Below are 19,286 nucleotides of genomic sequence, written 5' to 3'. Positions count from 1 at the left end.
CGTCACTCGCCGATCCAGCCCTCGATGGCGTCCGCGGTGGCGGCGGCGGCCGTCTCGACCAGGGCGAAGTGGTCGGCGGCCACCTCGACGTGCGCGTCGGCGTCCTCCCACCGGGGGCCGTTCGGCAGGCCCGCCCCGCCGAGCGGTTCGGTCGCACGGATCATCAGGGTCCGTGCGGAGACCGACTGCCGCCGGGCTGTGGTGAACAGGCGCAGATAGGCGCCCGTGGACAGCCAGCTGGCGTCGTCGACGGTGACGGGGTGCCGCTCCTGGGTGAGGATCTCCGCCAGCACCGCGGCGAACGCACGGCCCGCCCCGTCCGCACCGTCCCCGGCCGGTCCTTCACCGCTGTCGCCGTCGCCGTCGCCGTCGAGTGCCAGTGTGTCGATCATGACGACCCCGGCCGGTGCGGCACCGGCGTCTTCGAGGTGTCCGGCCAGTGAACGGGCCACCGCCCCGCCCGTGGAGTAGCCGACCAGGACGAACGGCGCGTCGCCGACGGCCGCGCGGACGGCGTCGCCCAGGACGTCCAGGGCGACCTCCCGGGACGCCGGGGCCACCTCGCTCCCGAAGCCCGGCAGGGCGCAGACGTGCACGTCCCGCACCCCTTCGAAGCGTTGGGCCAGCCGCATGAACTGCTCCTGACCGGAACCGACCACGTACACGTAGGACGGCACGCAGACGATCTTCACCCGGCCGGGTCCGGAGGCCAGTCGTGCGAGCAGCGCATGGGCTCCGGGCAGTTCGGCGGCCGAGGAGAAGACCTCGCGGGTGGCCGCCTCGTCCACCAGGTGCCGCAGTGCCTGCGGGAGGGTGCCGGTCTCGACGGCGTGCCGCAGCCGCGGGGTGATCGTCTCGTCGACCGTCGGGGACGCCCCGGTGTCGGCTCCCGAGCCGACCCGCTTCAGCAGTTGGCGGGCGATCTCCGCCGGGGTCGGGTGCTCGAAGACGAACGAGACGGGCAGGCTCATGCCGGTGGCCTGGGCGAGCCGGTTGCGGAGCCCGACCGCGCTCATCGAGTCCATGCCGAGTTCCGCCAGCTTGCGCTCGGTGTCGATCCGGTCGTCGGCCCGGTGACCGAGCACGGCCGCCACGTGTGCGTTGACGAGTTCCAACACGACCTGCTCGCGTTCCGCGTCCAGGACGCCGGCCAGGCGCTGGGCCAGCGACCCACCGCTCGCCACCCGCTCGGCGGGCAGGCGCACCAGTCCGCGCAGCAGGGCCGGCAGGGTCCGCTCGCGGGCCTGTCCCCGCAGCACCGCCGGGTCCAGTCGCACCGGCGCCACCAGCGGGGCGTCCACCGCGAGGGCCTGGTCGAACAGCGCGAGTCCGTGCTCGATCGACAGTTCGACGCCGCCGGGGGCCTCGACGATCCCCGCCCAGGCGCCCCAGGCGAGTTGGGTACCGGCGAGCCCGGCGGCGCGGCGCGCCCGCACCAGGGCCGCACCGGCCGCGTCGACGGTCGGGTCCGTTGCCCCGCCCCCGGCGAGGGACGCGAACGAGGAGAACGTCACGAAGGCGCGGAGCCCGGCGTGCTCGGTCAGCGCGTGCAGTCGCCACAGCAGGTCCAGCGCGGGGACACCGGGCCGGTCCCCCGTGTGGATGACCGCGCTGAGCGGCCGGTCCAGGGATTCGAGCACCGCGCAGAGCCCGTCGGGTGCGGGGGCCGCGACGCGCGCCCGGGCACCGAGTGCGGCCAGTTCCGTCACCAACGCTTCAGCGGCGGCACCGGGTTCGCCGAGCAGCAGCAGTTCCCGGACGCCGTGCTGGACGGCCAGGTGCTTGGCCAGCGAGGCACCCGCGACCGTACCGCCGCTGATCAGCACGGTGCCGTCGGTGTCCGCCAGCGGCGAGCGATCCGCTGATCCGGCCGGCAGCAGGGCCAGCCGGGACACCAGGACCCGCCCGGCGCGCACGGCGAGCTGCGGTTCGTCGGCGCCGAGCACCGCGGCCCACTCCGGCTGGGCGTCCTCGCCGGTTCCGTCGACGTCCACGACGAGGAACCGGCCCGGGTGCGCGGCCTGCGCCTCCCGGAGCACGCCCCACACCGCGGCCTGCGCCGCATCGGGCACCTCCGTGTCCGTGACCGCGACCGCGCCGCACGTCGCCACGACGAGTACGGCCCCGTCGGACGGCCCCTGCTCCAGCCAACGCCGCACCAGGTCGGTCGCCTCGTCGGCCGCGCGCCGTACCGCCTCGGGAGAGTCTCCGACGGGGGTGTCGAGCCGGGTGAGCACGGCCTGCGGGACCGGCGTGCCGTCGGCGACGGCCCGGCCGAGGTCCGCCAGGTCCGGGTACCGGTCCATCATCGCCCCCGGGGCCCCGCCCAGCGCGGCCAACCGCACCGGAGCGGCCGCGCCCGACGGAACCGGGATCCAGTCCACGCGGTACAACGAGCTCTGGCCACGGCGGAGTTCTTCGAGGTGGCCCTCGTCGACCTCGTGGAAGGCGATGCGGTCCACCCCGAGGACGAGTGCACCGTCCTCACCGAAGACGTTCAGCCGCAGGGCGTCACCCTCGGGCTTCACGTGCGCACGGCCCCGGCTGGCACCGGTCGCCGCCAACCGCACCCCGGACCAGGTGACCGGAAGCTTCGGCGTCTCCTGCGCGCTGAAGGACAACTGTCCGGTGTGCAGCGCGGATTCGAACAGGGCCGGGTGGATGCCGAAGCCCGCGGCGCCGACGTCCTCGGGCAGCGCGAGTTCGGCGTACAGCTCGGCGCCGGAGCGCCAGGCCGCGCGTACCCCCTGGAGCGCCGGACCGCAGTCCAGGCCGAGGTCGACCAGGGTGGCGTACAGCCCGTCCACCGGTACCGCTTCGGCCCCGGCGGGCGGCCATGCGCCGGTCCAGCCCGTGGCGGGCGCGGTGTCCGGTGCCAACCAGCCGGTGCAGTGTCGGGTCGACTCGGCGTGCTGGTCACCGTCCGGGCGTGAGTGCACGGCAACCGATCGGCGGCCGTCCGCGTCACGGGCGCCCACGATCGTCTGGATCTGGAGCGCCGCGCCGTCGGGCAGCAGCACCGGCGCCTCGAACATCATGTCGTCGAGCAGCGGCGTCCCGACGCTGCGCCCCGCGGCCAGGGCCAGTTCGACCAGGGTCGTGTGGGGTGCGACCTGGAGACCGAAGGCGGCGTGATCGCGCAGCCACGGCTGGGACTCGTGGGACAGCCGGCCGGTGAGTACCCATTCGTCCCGGTCGGCGAGTTGCATGCCGGCCGTCAACACCGGGTGGTCGACCCGGCCGAGACCGGAGTCCGCCGGGTCGCCCGCGGTCGGGCGCGTGCTCGGCCAGTACCGCTTGCGCTGGAAGGCGTAGGTCGGCAGCGGCACCCGTCGGGCACCGGAGTCGGCGAAGTGGGCCGCCCAGTCGATCTTCACTCCGGCGATGTGCGCCTCGGCGAGGGAGAGCAGGAACCGCTTCAGCCCGCCCTGCTGGCGTCGCAGCGAACCGACCACGGCGACCCGGGCGGCACCGCTGGCGGCCACGGTCTCCTCCATCGCGACGCCCAGCACCGGGTGCGGGGACATCTCCAGGAAACAGCCGGCGCCGTCGTCCACGAGCGCCCGGACGGCCGGTTCGAAGCCGACCGGGTTGCGGAGGTTGGCGTACCAGTAGGCGGCGTCCATGGTGGCGGTGTCGACGAACCCGCCGAGCGCCGTCGAGTACAGGGGAACGTGCCCGCTCCGCGGCTCGACCGGGGCGAACGCCTCCAGCATCTCGGCGCGGGCCACCTCCACGTGCGACGAGTGCGAGGCGAAGGTGCTGGGAACCCGCTTGGCCCGGACGCCCTCGCGTTCGCAGTGCTGGACCAGGGCGTCGACCGCTTCCACGTCACCGGCGACGATCACTGACGACGGGCCGTTCACCGCCGCCACCGACACGCCGTCCCCGTAGGGGGCGATCAGTTGCTCGACCCGCTCCAGCGGCAGGGCGAGCGAGGCGAGCGAGCCGGTGCCCATGAGCCGGTCGCGGGCGATCCGGCTGCGCACCGCGATGATCCGCGCGGCATCCCGCAACGACAACCCACCCGCCACATACGCCGCAGCGATCTCCCCCTGCGAATGCCCCACCACCGCGGACGGCTCCACACCGTACGAACGCCACACCGCCGCCAAACCCACCATCACCGCGAACAGCGCGGGCTGCACCACATCCACCCGCTCCAACGACGGCGCACCCTCAACACCCCGCAACACATCCTCAAGCCGCCACTCCACGAACTCCGACAACGCCTCCCCACACGCCACCACCTCAGCAGCGAACACCGGAGACCCGTCCAACAACCCCACCGCCATACCCACCCACTGCGCACCCTGACCCGGGAACACGAACACCGGCTTTGCGGTGCCGACGGGGCGGCCGGCGGCGGTCTGCTCGGTCACGTCACCGACCGCGAAGCCGGCGAGCTCGGCGACCAGTTCGTCACGGTCACCGGCGACCAGCACCGCGTGGTGGTCCAGCGAGGCCCGTGTGGTCAGCTGCGAGTGCCCGAGGTCGAGCACCGACAGGTCCGGGTCCGCCAGCAGGTGCCGCCGCAGCCGTTCGGCCTGGGCGCGCAGGGCGTCCTCGCCGCGCGCGGAGAGCAGCACCGGCGTCACGGGCGCCGGCGTCGCGTCCTCGACGGGCGCGGCCGGCACCTCGGCGGGCGCCTCCTCGACGATGATGTGGGCGTTGGTGCCGCTCACCCCGAACGACGACACGCCCGCACGACGCGGACGGCCGGGGCTGGTCCACTCCCGGGCCTCCGTCAGCAGTTCGACCTCGCCGGACCGCCAGTCGATGTGCGGGGACGGCTCGTCGACGTGCAGGGTCTTCGGGAGGACCCCGTTCCGCATCGCCATCACCATCTTGATCACGCCGGCGACACCGGCGGCCCCGGAGGTGTGGCCGATGTTCGACTTGATCGACCCCAACCACAGCGGGTCGCCGCCGGCCCGCTCACGGCCGTACGTCGCCAGCAGGGCGTGCGCCTCGATCGGGTCGCCGAGGACGGTGCCGGTGCCGTGGCCCTCGACCACGTCCACCTCGGAGGGGGACAGTCCGGCGTTGGCCAGCGCCTGTTGGATGACCCGCTCCTGGGCCGGACCGTTCGGCGCGGTCAGACCGTTGCTCGCACCGTCCTGGTTGATCGCCGTGCTCCGGATCAGCCCCAGGATGCGACGCCCGTTGCGCTGCGCGTCGGACAGCCGCTCCAGCACCACCAGACCCAGACCGTCGGAGAAGCCCGTGCCGTCGGCGGACGCCGCGTACGCACGGCACCGCCCGTCCGGGGAGTTCGCTCCCTGCCGGCTGAACTCGGTCATCGTGATCGGTGTCGTCATGAACGTCACCCCGCCCGCCAACGCGAGTGAGCACTCGCCGTTGCGGAGCGCCTGCGCCGCCTGGTGCAACGCCACCCCGGAGGAGGAGCAGGCCGTCTCCATCGACACCGCGGGACCCTCCAGCCCGAGGGTGTAGGCGATGCGACCGGAGGCGACGCTCGTCATGGTGCCGAGGACGCGGTAGCCCTCGTACTCGCTGGGCACGAGGATGCCGTAGTCGGAGCCGGTGATGCCGAGGAAGACGCCGGTGTCGGTGCCGCGCAGGGACGTCGGGTCGATCGAGGCGTGTTCCAGGGTCTCCCAGGAGGTCTCCAGCAACAGTCGCTGCTGGGGGTCCATCGCCACGGCCTCGCGGGGGCTGATCCCGAAGAACTCGGCGTCGAAGTCACCCAGGCCCGCGAGGAAGCCCCCGCCGCGGGCGTACGTGGTGCCGATCTGTTCGCGGTCCGGACTGTACAGCCGTTCCACGTCCCAGCCCCGGTCGGTGGGCATCGGGCCGATCACGTCCCGGCCCTCGACCACGAGGTCCCACAGGTCCTCCGCCGAGGTGACGCCCCCGGGGTAGCGGCAACCGATGCCGATGATCGCCAACGGTTCGTCCACCGCACCGACCCGCTTCTGCGCGGGCGGCGGTGCGGCACTCGTCGTTCCGTCGACCTGCGAGAGCAGCAACCGGGTCACGGCCACCGGTGTCGGATGGTCGAACACCACGGTGGCGGGCAACGGGACCCCGGTGCTCTGGGAGAGCCGGTTGCGCAGTTCGACCGCGCTGACGGAGTCGAAGCCGATCTCCTTGAAGGCGCGTTCGCCGTCCACCTCGTCGGCGGAGGTGTGGCCGAGCACCGAGGCGACCTGCGCCCGCACCAGTTCGAGCACCACCCGTTCCCGGTCGGCCTCCGGCACCTCCGCCAGGCGGCGCGCCAGGGTGCCGCCGGAGGCCGCGCGCCGGGCGGGCACCCGGACGAGTCCGCGCAGCACCGAGGGCAGCAGTCCGGCCCGGGCCTGTTCCCGCAGCACGGCCGGGTCCAACTCCACCGGAGCCAGCAGCGCCTCGTCCGCGGCGACACCGCGGTCGAACAGTTCGAGTCCGAGTTCGGTGGGCAGCGGGAGGATCCCGGCCTGGGCGACGAGAGCCGCATCGGCCGTGCCGAGCTCGGGGGTGCCGGGCCCGTCGGCCCAGAAGCCCCAGGCGAGCGTGGTGCCGGGCTGACCCGCAGATCGGCGTGCGCCCGCCAGCGCGGCCAGCGCGGCGTCCGCCGCGGAGGCGGCGGCCTGACCGGGGATGCCGACCAGACCCGCGAAGGAGGAGAACAGGACGAACGCGGAGAGGTCCGCGTCCGCCGTCAGCTCGTGCAGGTGCCAGGCCGTGTCGACCGTGGCGCGCAGCACCGTCTCCCACCGCTCGTCGGACAGGCTCTCGATCAGCCCCGCGTCGGGGACCCCCGCGGCATGCACGACCGCGGTCACGGGAAGTTCCAAGGACGCCACCAGAGCGGCGAGTTGCCCGCGGTCGGTGACGTCACAGGGCACGACCCGCACCTGCGCGTCCAGGGACGCCAGATCGGCGGAGACCGTGTCGACCTGCTCCGGGGCGGCGGCCAGCACCAGGTGACGGGCCCCGTGGTGGGTGATCAGACGTTCGACGAACAGGGCGCCGAGACCGCCGGTGACCAGCACGGTCCCGTCGGGGTCCACGGGCTCCGGTCGGCTCGCCGGCCCGCCGGGGACCCTGGCCAACCGCGGAGCCAACACCTTGCGGTCGCGCACGGCAAGCTGGGGCTCGTCGAGCGCGAGCAGCGCACCCCACTCCCCGACCCCGTCCCCGTCCACGACGAGGAAGCGGCCGGGGTGCTCGGACTGCGCGGCGCGCACCACGCCCCACACCGCGGCCTGCGCGGCACGGGGCACCTCGTCCCCGATCGTCACCGCACCCTCGGTGCGGACGACGAGCACGGCCTCGTCCAGTCCGTCGGCGGCGAGCCATTGCCGCAGCAGCGCCACGGTCCGTTCCGCGGCATCGTGCACCGCCTCGGCCGTCTGCCCCTCAGGGGTGTCGATCACGGCGAGGACCGCCTGTGGAACGGGTGCGCCCTCGGCGACGGCGGTGAGCAGCGAGGCCAGTTCGGGGTGCCCGTCGGCCACTCCCGCAATCTCTCCCAGTGCGGCCGTCGGCACCGGTGCGGCCGTACCGACGGACACGGGGACCCAGTCCAGCCGGAACAACGGGTGCTGTCCGCGCCGCAGTTGGCCGAGCCTGGCCGGGTCGGCTGCCCGTACGACGATCCGGTCGACCTGAGCGACGGGCGCGTCCTCGGCGTCGAAGACGTCGAGGCGCAGTGCGCCGTCACCGACCGCGACGATGCGCACCCGCGCCTGGGACACCTTCTCGCCCGCGACCCGCACACCCGACCAGGACACCGCGGACGGGGCGCCGTCCGCCGCGGACCGGGGGGCCGCGTGGAGCGAGGACTCCAGCAGGGCCGGGTGGAGCGCGAACCCGCCGGCATCGGTTCCGTCGGGCAGCGCGAGGTCGGCGTACACCTCACCTTCCCGGGTCCACGCCGACTGCACGCACTGGAGCAACTGACCGCAGTCGAGCCCCTGTTCGACCAGTGTGGTGTACAGCCCCTCCACCGACAGCGGCTCGGCCCCGGGGGGCGGCCACTGGCCGGTCCGGGTCGACAGCGGCGCCGCCTCGGGAGCGATCCGACCCCGGGCGTGGCGGACGGTTCCGGTGGACCCTTCCTCGCCGGTGTCCGGCCGTGAGTACACCGCCACCTCACGGCGGCCGGCGGCGTCGGCCGGGCCGACCGTGACCTGCATCCGTACGGCCTCGTCGGTGAGGACCACCGGCGCGTCGAGGTCCAACTCCTCCAGCAGTTCGCAGCCGACGTGCCGGGCCGCGGACAGGACCAGCTCCACCAGCGCGGCGCCCGGGAGGGTGACCGTGCCGAACAGGGCGTGGTCACGGGTCCACGGCTGTCCCTGGTGGGAAACACGGCCGGTGAAGACCCATTCGTCGCGGTCACCGACCTGCACGGCCGCCGCCAGCACGGGGTGCTCGACGCGGCCGAGGCCGACCGCGGAGGCATCAGCGAATCCGGTGGAGTCCAGCCAGTAGCGCTTGTGCTGGAAGGCGTAGGTCGGCAGGGCGACCCGCCGGGCACCGGAGTCGGCGAAGTGGGCGGCCCAGTCGACCTTCACCCCGGCGGCATGTGCCTGGCCGAGCGAGAGGAGGAACCGTTCCAGGCCACCCTCGTCACGGCGCAGGGAGCCCACCACCGCGGCCCGGTTGACCTGGCCGTGGTCGGCAACGGTCTGCTCCACCGCCATGGTGAGCACGGGGTGGGGGGACATCTCCAGGAAACAACCCGTGCCCTTGTCGACCAGCGCACGGATCGCCGGCTCGAAACCGACCGGGTTCCGCAGATTCCGGTACCAGTACCCGGCATCCATCGACGTGGTGTCCAAGAACTCACCCGACACCGTCGAAAAGAACGGAACCCGCCCCTTCAACGGCACCACCGGCGCAAGCGCCTCCCGCAGCTCCCCCTCAACCACCTCCACCTGCACCGAATGCGACGCATAATCCACCTTCACCCGCCGCGCCCGGACGTCATCGCGCTCACACGTCGCCAGCAGTTCGTCCAAAGCCTCCGGCTCCCCGGCGACCACGACCGACGAAGGACCGTTCACCGTCGCCACCGACACCCGACCCGCGTACGGAGCGATCAGTTCCTCAGCCCGCTCCGCACCCACCGCAACCGACATCATCCCGCCGAGCCCAGCCAACCGGTCACGCACCAACTGACTGCGCACCGCCACGATCCGCGCAGCATCCCGCAACGACAACCCACCCGCCACATACGCCGCAGCAATCTCCCCCTGCGAATGCCCCACCACCGCAGACGGCTCCACACCGTACGAACGCCACACCGCCGCCAAACCCACCATCACCGCGAACAACGCGGGCTGCACCACATCCACCCGCTCCAACGACGGCGCACCCTCAACACCCCGCAACACATCCTCAAGCCGCCACTCCACAAACTCCGACAACGCCTCCCCACACGCCACCACCTCAGCAGCGAACACCGGAGACCCGTCCAACAACCCCACCGCCATACCCACCCACTGCGCACCCTGACCCGGGAACACGAACACCGGCTTGGCTCCGGGTGCGGCACGGCCCTCGACGACGAGGGGCGACGGCTCGCCGACGGACAACGCGGTCAGGGCGGAGAGCAGTTGGTCGCGATCGGCGGCCGCCACGACACCACGGTGTTCCAGGTGGGCCCGGGTGGTCGCCGCCGAGAGGCCGAGGTCCGCCAGGGACAGTTCGGGCCGGGCCAGTGCGTGCGCGCGGATGCGCTCGGCCTGGGCGCGCATCGCGGTCGCGGTCCGACCGGACACCGTCACGGGCACGACCCGCACCGGACGCGGCTGCGCGGGGTCGCCGGCGACGGGCTCCTCGGCGGGGGCCTCTTCCAGGATGATGTGCGCGTTGGTGCCGCTCACCCCGAACGACGACACCGCGGCGCGGCGGGGCCTGTCCCCCACCGGCCAGGGCCGCGCCTCGGTCAGCAACTCGACGCCGCCGGCCTCCCAGTCGATGTGCGGGGAGGGTTCGTCGACGTGGAGGGTCTGCGGCAGCACTTCGTGCCGCATCGCCATCACCATCTTGATCACCCCGGCCACGCCCGCGGCCAGCGAGGTGTGACCGATGTTCGACTTGATCGACCCCAACCACACCGGGTCGCCGCCGGCCCGCTCACGGCCGTACGTCGCCAGCAGGGCCTGGGCTTCGATCGGGTCACCGAGGACGGTGCCGGTGCCGTGGCCTTCGACCGCGTCCACATCGGACGGGGACAGACCCGCACTGCTCAACGCCTGGCGGATGACCCGCTCCTGCGAGGGGCCGTTCGGCGCGGTGAGGCCGTTGCTCGCACCGTCCTGGTTGATCGCCGTGCCGCGGATCAGCCCGAGGATGCGACGCCCGTTGCGCTTCGCGTCGGACAGCCGCTCCAGCACCACCAGACCCAGACCGTCGGAGAAGCCCGTGCCGTCGGCCGACGCCGCGTACGCACGGCACCGCCCGTCCGGCGACACCGCCTGCTGCCGGCTGAACTCGGACAGCAGGAACGGGCCGGACATGACGGTCACGCCGCCGACGAGGGCCATGGAGCACTCCCCGGCGCGCAGGGCCTGGGCGGCCATGTGCAGGGCGACCGCGGAGGAGGAACAGGCCGTGTCGACGGAGACCGCGGGCCCCTCCAGACCGAACACGTAGGAGATACGGCCGGAGGACACGCTGGCCGCGCCACCGGTCAGCTGGAAGCCCTCGATGTGCGGCAGGCTGCCCGCGGGCACCGAGCAGTAGTCGCTGGTGCCCACGCCGCAGAAGACACCCGTGTCGCTGCCGCGCAGCGAGGTCGGGTCGATTCCCGCGTGCTCGAACGCCTCCCACGAGGCTTCCAGCAACAGACGCTGCTGCGGGTCCATCGCCAGGGCCTCGCGCGGACTGATCCCGAAGAACTCCGCGTCGAACTCGGCTATCCGGTCGAGGAAACCACCGCCGCTGGTGGACAGGGCGCCGGGCCGGCTCAGGCTCGGGTCGTAGAGCCGCTCCAGGTCCCAGTCGCGGTCAGCGGGCAGCCCGGTGATCGCGTCGCGCCCCGACGCCACCAGCTCCCACAACTCGTCGGGGGAGGTGACGCCCCCGGGGTAGCGGCAGCTCATGCCGACGATGGCCAGCGGCTCGCCGGCCTGGGCAAGGAGCCGCTTGTTCAGCTGACGGAGCCGGTCGGTCTCCTTGAGGGACTTCCGGAGCGCCTCGACGAGCTGGTTCTGGTCGGTGGCCATGTCTATTCCTTCTTCTCCAAGCTCGTTGCGGCGACGACTTCCTCGGCCGAGGTCATGCGAGGTCCTCTTGGGCCATCCGGATCAGGGCCTCCGCGTCCATGTCGTCGAACGAAGCGGTGTCCCCGTCCTCGACGGGTGCCTCCGCCAGATCGCCGTCGGCCAGTTCGCGCAAGGTGCCGAGGAGGCCGGCCTTGCGCAGCCGGTCGATGGGGATCGACGCGAGAAGGGCACGGATCTCGTCATCCTCCGACCGGGGCTTGCCGGCGGCGTCAGGAGCGATCTCCGCCAGCAGGTGCCGGGCCACGGCCGCCGGGGACGGATGGTCGAACACGACGGTGGCGGGCAGGCGCACACCGGTGGCCCGGGTGAGACGGTTGCGTAGTTCGACCGCGCTCAGCGAGTCGAAACCGAGGTCCTTGAACGCCCGCTCGGGGTCCACGGACACCGCCGAGGAATGTCCGAGGACGGACGCCACCTGGGACTGGACCAGTTCGAGCACGATCCGTTCCCGGTCCGCTTCCGACTCACCGGCCAGGCGCTGGAGCAGGACCGCCGCGTTCGCCTCGCCCGCACGGGCGGGCACCTTGACCAGCCCGCGCAGCAACGGCGGAAGCATCCCCGCCCTGGCCTGCGCACGCAGTGCCGCGGTCTCCAGCAGAACCGGAGCCACCACGGCCGCTTCCAGGTCCAGCGACCGGTCGAACAGGGCGGGCCCGGTCTCGGGGGTGAGCGCGGTCATGCCCATACGCTCCAGACGGGCGAGGTCCGCCTCGTCCAGTTGTGCCGCCATGCCCGCGGTGTCCGACCAGAGGCCCCACGCGAGGGAGGTGGCGGGCAGTCCCGCGGCACGGCGGGTCACAGCGAGCGCATCCAACGCTGCGTTCGCCGCGGCGTAGTTGCCCTGCCCCGGGCTCCCCATCAACGCCGCCACCGAGGAGAACACGATGAAGGCGGAGAGGTCGGAGTCGGCGGTCAGTTCGTGCAGGTGCCAGGCCGCGTCCACCTTCGGACGCATCACACGGTCGATCTGCTCGACGGTCAACGACTCCACCACACCGTCGTCCAGCACACCCGCCGTGTGCACGACACCCGTCAACGGGCTCTCCACCGAAGCGAGTGCCGCGGCCAGCTGCTCGCGGTCGGACACGTCACAGGCCACGACCCGAGCCGAACAACCCAACACCTCTAGCTCCGCGACTAGGTCCGCAGCACCCTCAGCCGCCGGACCACGACGACTCAGCAACAGAAGGTCACGCACCCCGTGCGACGCGGCCAGATGACGGGCGAACACCGCACCCAAACCACCCGTACCACCGGTCACCACCACCGTCCCCTCCGGGCCCAAGGGCGCCGGAACGGTCAGCACCACCTTGCCGACGTTGAGGCCCTCCCTCAGGTAGCGCAACGCCTCGCGCCCCTGGCGAACGTCCCAGGTCCGGATCGGTGCGAACCTCAGTACGCCCTTCTGGAACAGGGCAACGACCTCGGACAGCAGCTCGCCCAGCCGCTGGGGACCCGCCTCCCACAGATCGAACGCGCGGTACGCCACGCCCGCGGGCAGCGCCGCGATCGCCTCGGCGTCGCGGACGTCGGCCTTGCCCATCTCCACGAACCGGCCACCGTGCGGCAACAGGTCCAACGAGGCGTCAACGAACTCGCCCGCCAGGGAGTTCAGCACCACGTCCACCCCGGCGCCGTCGGTAACCTCCAGGAAGGCGTCCTGGAACCCGAGCTCCCGCGAGGAGGCGATGTGGTCGGCAGGGACGCCCGCGGCCCGCACCACGTCCCACTTGGACGGGCCGGCCGTAGCGAACACCTCCGCGCCGAGGTGCTGCGCGATCTGCACCGCGGCCGTCCCCACGCCACCGGCAGCGGCCTGCACCAGGACCCGTTCCCCCGCGCTCAGCCCGGCCAGGTCCACCAGGCCGTAGTAGGCAGTCGCGTACGCCACCGGAACCGAGGCCGCCTGGGCGTACGTCCAGCCGTCCGGCATCCGGGCGACCAGGGTCCGGTGCGCCACGGCCACCGGGCCGAAGGACTCCATCACGATTCCGAAGACCCGGTCGCCCGGCGCGACATCGGTGACGGCCGAGCCGACCTCCAGCACGACACCGGCCGCCTCCGCGCCCAGGGGCACGTCATCGGGGTAGAGGCCGAGCGCGATCAGAACGTCGCGGAAGTTCACCCCCGCAGCACGAACCGCGATGCGGACCTCGTCGGCAGCGAGCGGCCGACGGGCGTCGGAGGCCACGATCTCGACGTCCTCGATCGAACCCTTGCGCGTGGCCGACAGGTGCCATGCATCGTCGGCGGGTGCGGTGGCCGCCCTCAGTCGCGGCGCGAACACCTGCTCCCCGCGCACGGCGATCTGTGGCTCGTCGCCGTCGAGCAGCGCACCCCAGTCCGGCTCCTCGCCGTCCAGGTCGACCAGGAGGAACCGGCCCGGGTGCTCGGACTGCGCACTCCGCAGCAGACCCCAGACCGCGGCCTGGGCGACGTCGGGGACCTCGTCCCCCACGGCCACCGCTCCCCGGGTCACCACGACCAGCCGGGCGTCATCACCCGGCCGCTCACTGGTCAGCCAGCGCTGCACCAGGTCCAGAGCCCCGGCAGTGGCCGCCCTGGCAGCCCCGGCGGGGTCACCGTCGGGGACCTCGACACCGGCCAGGACCAGATGCGGCACCGGGCCACCGTCAGCGAGGCTCCGTTCCCACGCGTCCAGGTCCGGGAACCGCTCGCCCGTGACGGCGGCTCCTCCCAGCACCGCAGCCCGGACGGGCTCGCCCACGCCCACGGCGATCGGGGCCCAGTCCAGCTCGTACACCGGCTGTCGCCCACGGCGTCGCAACCGCTCCAGCTGGGCCGGATCGACCGCACGCAGGTCCAACCGCTCCAGGCTCAACACCGGTTCGCCGTGTTCGCTGACGACGTCGAGACGGAAGGCCGTGTCGTCGACCTGGCGCATGCGGATGCGTACCCGGGACAGCCCCTGCCGCCCGATGCGCACCCCGGACCACGAGAAGGGGAGGACAGCGGTGTCCCTCGGTCCGCCCCGCGGCAAGCCCGAGTGCAGGGACGCGTCGAAGAGCGCCGGGTGCAGGCCGAAGCCGTCTCCGCTGCCGTCGTCGGGGAGGGCAACCTCGGCGAACGAGTCGCCGTCGACCTTCCATGCCGTCCGCACGCCCTGGAAGGCGGGGCCGTAGTCGAAGCCCAGTTCGGCCATGCCCGCGTACAACTCGTCCGCCGTCATGACCTCACCCCCGGCGGGGGGCCATGCGTCCGGGGTCCAGGACGCCACGGACGTCGTGTCCTCCGCGGCCAGCCAGCCACGTGCGTGGCAGGTCATCTCCTTGCCCTGATCACCGTCCCCGTTGGCCTCGGTGTCATCGCCGGTGCCGGGTTCGGGGCGGGCGAAGACCGCAACCTCGCGTCGGCCGTCCTCGACAGCGCCCACCATCACCCGCAGCTGGACCGCCTCGCCCTCCTCCAGCAGGAGAGGTGCCTCCATCACGAGTTCGTCCAGCACCGGGGCACCAACACGACGGCCGGCGGCGGTCACCAGTTCCACCCACGCAGTGCCGGGCACGATGACCAAGCCCAACACCACGTGATCCCGCACCCACGGCTGCGACTCAGTCGAGAACCGCCCGGTGAACACCCACTCGTCGCGGTCACCCACCTGCACCGCCGCCGCCAACACCGGATGCTCCACCCGATCCAGGCCGGCTGCCGACACGTCGCCGGTGCCCACCGTCGGCATCAACCAGTAGTTCTCGCGCTGGAAGGCGTAGGTGGGGAGGTCGATGCGCTGGGCGTCGGTGTCGGCGTAGAAGGTGTCCCAGTCCACCGTGATGCCGGCCGCGTAAGCGTGGCCGAGGAACCCGGCGAACGCCTCCGGCTCGTTCTGCTTCCTGCGCAGGGCCGGGAGGAACACGGCGTCGGTGTGCTCGGTGTCGGTGTCGAGGCACTGGCGCGCCATCGCGGTCAGTACGGCATCCGGGCCGAGTTCGAGGAAGCGGCGCACATCGAGGTCCCACAGGGTGCGGACCCCGTCAGCGAAACGCACTGCTTGGCGTACGTGGCGGACCCAGTACTCGGCGTCGAATACCTCCACGACTTCGCCCGTGACGTTCGAGACGACCGGGGTCTGCGGCGCTGCGTACTCCAGGCGCTCGGCAACCGCTCGGAACTCGTCGAGCATCGGTTCCATCCGCGGGGAATGGAATGCGTGCGACACCCGAAGCCGAGTCGTCTTGCGGCCTTCCCAGTGCTTGAGCCATTCCTCAGCGGCGTCCTCGTCACCGGAGACGACCACGGAGGTCGGGCCGTTCACCGCCGCGACTTCGAGACGACCCTCGAACCCGGCCAACGACTCGGTCACTTCGGGCTCGCTCGCCTGGACCGCGACCATCACCCCACCCGCAGGCAACCCACCCATCAAACGCCCACGCGCCACCACGAGCTCTGAGGCATCACCCAACGAGAGCACCCCTGCTACATGTGCGGCGGCGATCTCCCCGACGGAGTGGCCGATCAAGTAGTCCGCACGCAGCCCAAGCGACTCCACCAGGCGGTACAGCGCGACCTCGACCGCGAACAACACCACCTGCGTGAACTCCGTCGCATCCAACACCCCACCGTCGGACGCGAGGAGTTCCCGGACCGGGCGGCCCAACCGTGGGTCGAGTTCCGCGCACACTTCACGCAGTGCCTGGTCGAAGGCAGGGAACTCCGCCGCCAACCCAAGACCCATACCCGCACGCTGAGAACCCTGCCCCGTGAACAGGAACGCCGACTTCCCCGCTACGGCGCTTTCGCCTTCACCCGTGGATATGTCGGCCAGGCGCGCTATCAACTCGTCGCGGCCAGCAGCAACCACCACCGCGCGCCGCTCCAGCAGTGCGCGCGAACCCACCAACGAGTGCGCAGCGTCCAGAGCAGATACCTCAGGCCGCGCAATCACGAACGAACGCAACCGGTCCGCCTGGGCGCGCAACGCCGCATCGGAACGACCCGACACCACCACCGGCACTGCTGCCAAGCGCGCGCTGTCCGACGAAGTACCCTCCGTGGTAGCAGCGTCCTCAACCGGCGCTTCTTCAACGATGATGTGCGCGTTGGTTCCGCTCACGCCGAACGACGACACACCGGCACGACGGGGACGATCCCCCACCGGCCACGCACGCGCCTCCGTCAACAGCTCGACTTCACCCGACGTCCAGTCGACGTGCGGCGACGGCTCGTCCACGTGCAACGTCGACGGCAACACACCGTGACGCATGGCCATCACCATCTTGATGACGCCCGCCACACCAGCCGCAGCAGACGTGTGACCGATGTTCGACTTGATGGACCCCAACCACAGCGGATCACCGGAACGCTCACGACCGTACGTCGCCAACAACGCCTGCGCCTCGATCGGGTCACCCAACTTCGTCCCCGTACCGTGGCCCTCCACCGCGTCCACATCGGAGAGGCGCAGCCCTCCGGCGTTCTCCAGGGCACGCCGGATGACCCGCTCCTGCGAGGGGCCGTTCGGCGCGGTGAGGCCGTTGCTCGCACCGTCCTGGTTGATCGCCGTGCCGCGGATCAGCCCGAGGATGCGACGCCCGTTGCGCTTCGCGTCGGACAGCCGCTCCAGCACCACCAGACCCAGACCGTCGGAGAAGCCCGTGCCGTCGGCGGACGCCGCGTACGCACGGCACCGCCCGTCCGTCGAAAGACCGCGCTGCCGGCTGAACTCGCGCAACATGAACGGGCCGGGCATGAGGGCGACGCCACCGGCGAGGGCGAGGGAGCACTCACCCGACCGAAGCGCCTGAGCGGCCAAGTGCAGGGCTACAGCCGAGGAGGAACATGCGGTGTCCACCGACGCTGCCGGGCCCTCCAGCCCGAACAGGTACGAGATGCGGCCGGACGAAACGCTGGCCGAGCCGCCGGTGAGTTGGAACCCCTCCACCTGGGGCAGGCTGCCTTCGGGGGCCACGCTGTAGTCAGTGACACCGAGACCGCAGTAGACGCCCGTGTCGCTGCCGCGCAGCGAGGTCGGGTCGATGCTCGCGTGTTCGAACGCCTCCCACGAGGCTTCCAGCAACAGCCGCTGCTGCGGGTCCATCGCCAGGGCCTCGCGCGGACTGATCCCGAAGAACTCCGCGTCGAACTCCCCGATGCCCGCCAGGAATCCGCCACCCCGGGCGTAGACCTTGCCGGTCTGGTCGGGGTCCGGGTCGTAGAGCCGCTCCAGGTCCCAGCCGCGGTCGGTCGGAAGCCCGCTGATGGCGTCCCGCCCCGATGCCACCAGCTCCCACAGGTCCTCGGGCGACGTCACCCCGCCCGGGTACCGGCAGCTCATACCGATGATCGCCAAGGGCTCGGTCGCGCGGGCCTCGACCTCTTCGAGCTGCGCCCTCGTCTCGTTGAGTTCGACCGCGACCTTCTTCAGGTAGCGGACGAGCTTCTCCTGCTGATCGATTTTCTCCGTCATCCCTGTGCCCCTACTCACGCTTCGCCCAAATCCACATCGATCATCTGGAAGATCTCTTCTGCGGTCGTTGCCGCTTCGATCCGCTCCCTGGCGCTCTGCTTCTTGTCGTTCTGAGCAGCGTCGCCCGCCCCGGCGCTGATGCTCGACAGCAAGGTGCGCAGTCGCTTGGCCACCCGCTGTTGCTCGTCCGCGGAACTCGCCACGAGCATGTCCTCCAGCTTCCTCACCTCTTGGTCGATGAGGGGCTCCGCCGGCTCGCCGCCCCCGATCTCCGACAGCAGCAGGTCGGCGACGGCCGCCGGTGTCGGATGGTCGAAGACGAGGGTGGCGGGCAGGCGCACGCCGGTCGCCTGGGTGAGACGGTTGCGTAGTTCGACCGCGCTCAGCGAGTCGAAGCCGAGGTCCTTGAACGCCCGCTCCGGTTCGATGGACGAAGCCGAGGAGTGAGCGAGCACCGCGGCCACCTGGGTCTGTACGAGTTCGAGCACGATCTGCTCGCGCTCTGTCTCCGGTATACCGGCAAGCCTCTGGACCAGACCGCCAGCGCTGGTGTCCACCACCTGGGCGGGGACCTTGACCAGCCCGCGCAACAGCGGCGGCAGCATTCCGGCCTTGGCCTGCGCTCGGAGGGCCGCCGTCTCCAGCAGGACCGGAGCCACCACGGCGGCGTCCACTTCGAGGGATTCATCGAACAGCGCCGGACCGGTTTCGGCGGTGAGCGCGCTCATGCCCATCCGTTCCAGTCGGGCAAGCTCCGCCTCACCCAACCGCGCTCCCATTCCCGCGGTGTCCGACCACAGCCCCCACGCGAGGGAAGTGGCAGGCAGTCCCGCGGCACGGCGGGTCGCAGCGAGCGCATCCAACGCCGCGTTCGCCGCGGCGTAGTTGCCCTGACCAGGGCTCCCCATCAACGCCGCCACCGACGAGAACACCACGAACGCCGACAGGTCCGCGTCGGCAGTCAGCTCGTGCAGGTGCCAGGCCGCGTCGACCTTCGGACGCATCACACGGTCGATCTGGTCAACGGTCAACGACTCCACCACACCGTCATCCAACACACCCGCCGTATGCACGACACCGGTCAACGGGCGCTTCGTCTCAGCGAGCACCGCGGCCAGTTGCTCGCGGTCGGACACGTCACAGGCCACGACCCGAGCCGAACAACCCAACACGTCCAACTCCGCGACCAGGTCCGCAGCACCCTCAGCCGCCGGACCACGACGACTCAGCAACAGAAGGTCACGCACCCCGTGCGACGCAGCCAGATGACGGGCAAAGATCGCACCCAAACCACCCATACCACCGGTCACCACCACCGTCCCCTCAGGATCGAAGGACCGAACGACCGCGTCCGAAGCCCCCACGACCGAACGGGTCAGCCGAGGAGCCAACCACTGCCCCTCACGCACCGCGAGCTGCGGTTCATCCGAACTCAGGACCACACCCCAGTCCGGCTGCTGGTCACCGTCCACATCCACCAGAACGAACCGACCCGGATGCTCCGACTGCGCACTCCGCAACAACCCCCACACCCCAGCCTGCGCCACATCCGCAGCACCACCACCAACCGACACCGCACCCCGAGTCACCACCACCAACCGCGAACCCGCCAGCGCCCC

Annotated in this window: 3 protein-coding genes; all 3 read right to left on the bottom strand. The window is 71.7% G+C overall.

Annotation, left to right across the window (positions count from 1 at the left end):
* Positions 1–2: 2 nt before the first annotated feature.
* Entirely contained in the window at positions 3–11,183 is an 11,181-nt protein-coding gene (locus ACFYOU_RS33030) for an SDR family NAD(P)-dependent oxidoreductase (RefSeq protein ID WP_391310953.1), read from the bottom strand.
* A 52-nt stretch (positions 11,184–11,235) separates the two neighbouring features.
* On the bottom strand, positions 11,236–17,667 hold the full coding sequence (locus ACFYOU_RS33025) for an SDR family NAD(P)-dependent oxidoreductase (protein WP_391310951.1): 6,432 nt from the start codon (positions 17,665–17,667) through the stop codon (positions 11,236–11,238).
* 14 nt (positions 17,668–17,681) lie between these two features.
* Positions 17,682–19,286 (bottom strand): SDR family NAD(P)-dependent oxidoreductase (locus ACFYOU_RS33020; protein WP_391310949.1); only part of this gene is annotated, 1,605 nt, incomplete at its 5' end.

This window comes from Streptomyces sp. NPDC005955 (assembly GCF_042871255.1).
Lineage (GTDB): Bacteria > Actinomycetota > Actinomycetes > Streptomycetales > Streptomycetaceae > Streptomyces.
Note: the sequence above shows the minus strand (reverse complement) of the source record. Positions and strands in the feature narration are given on the sequence as shown.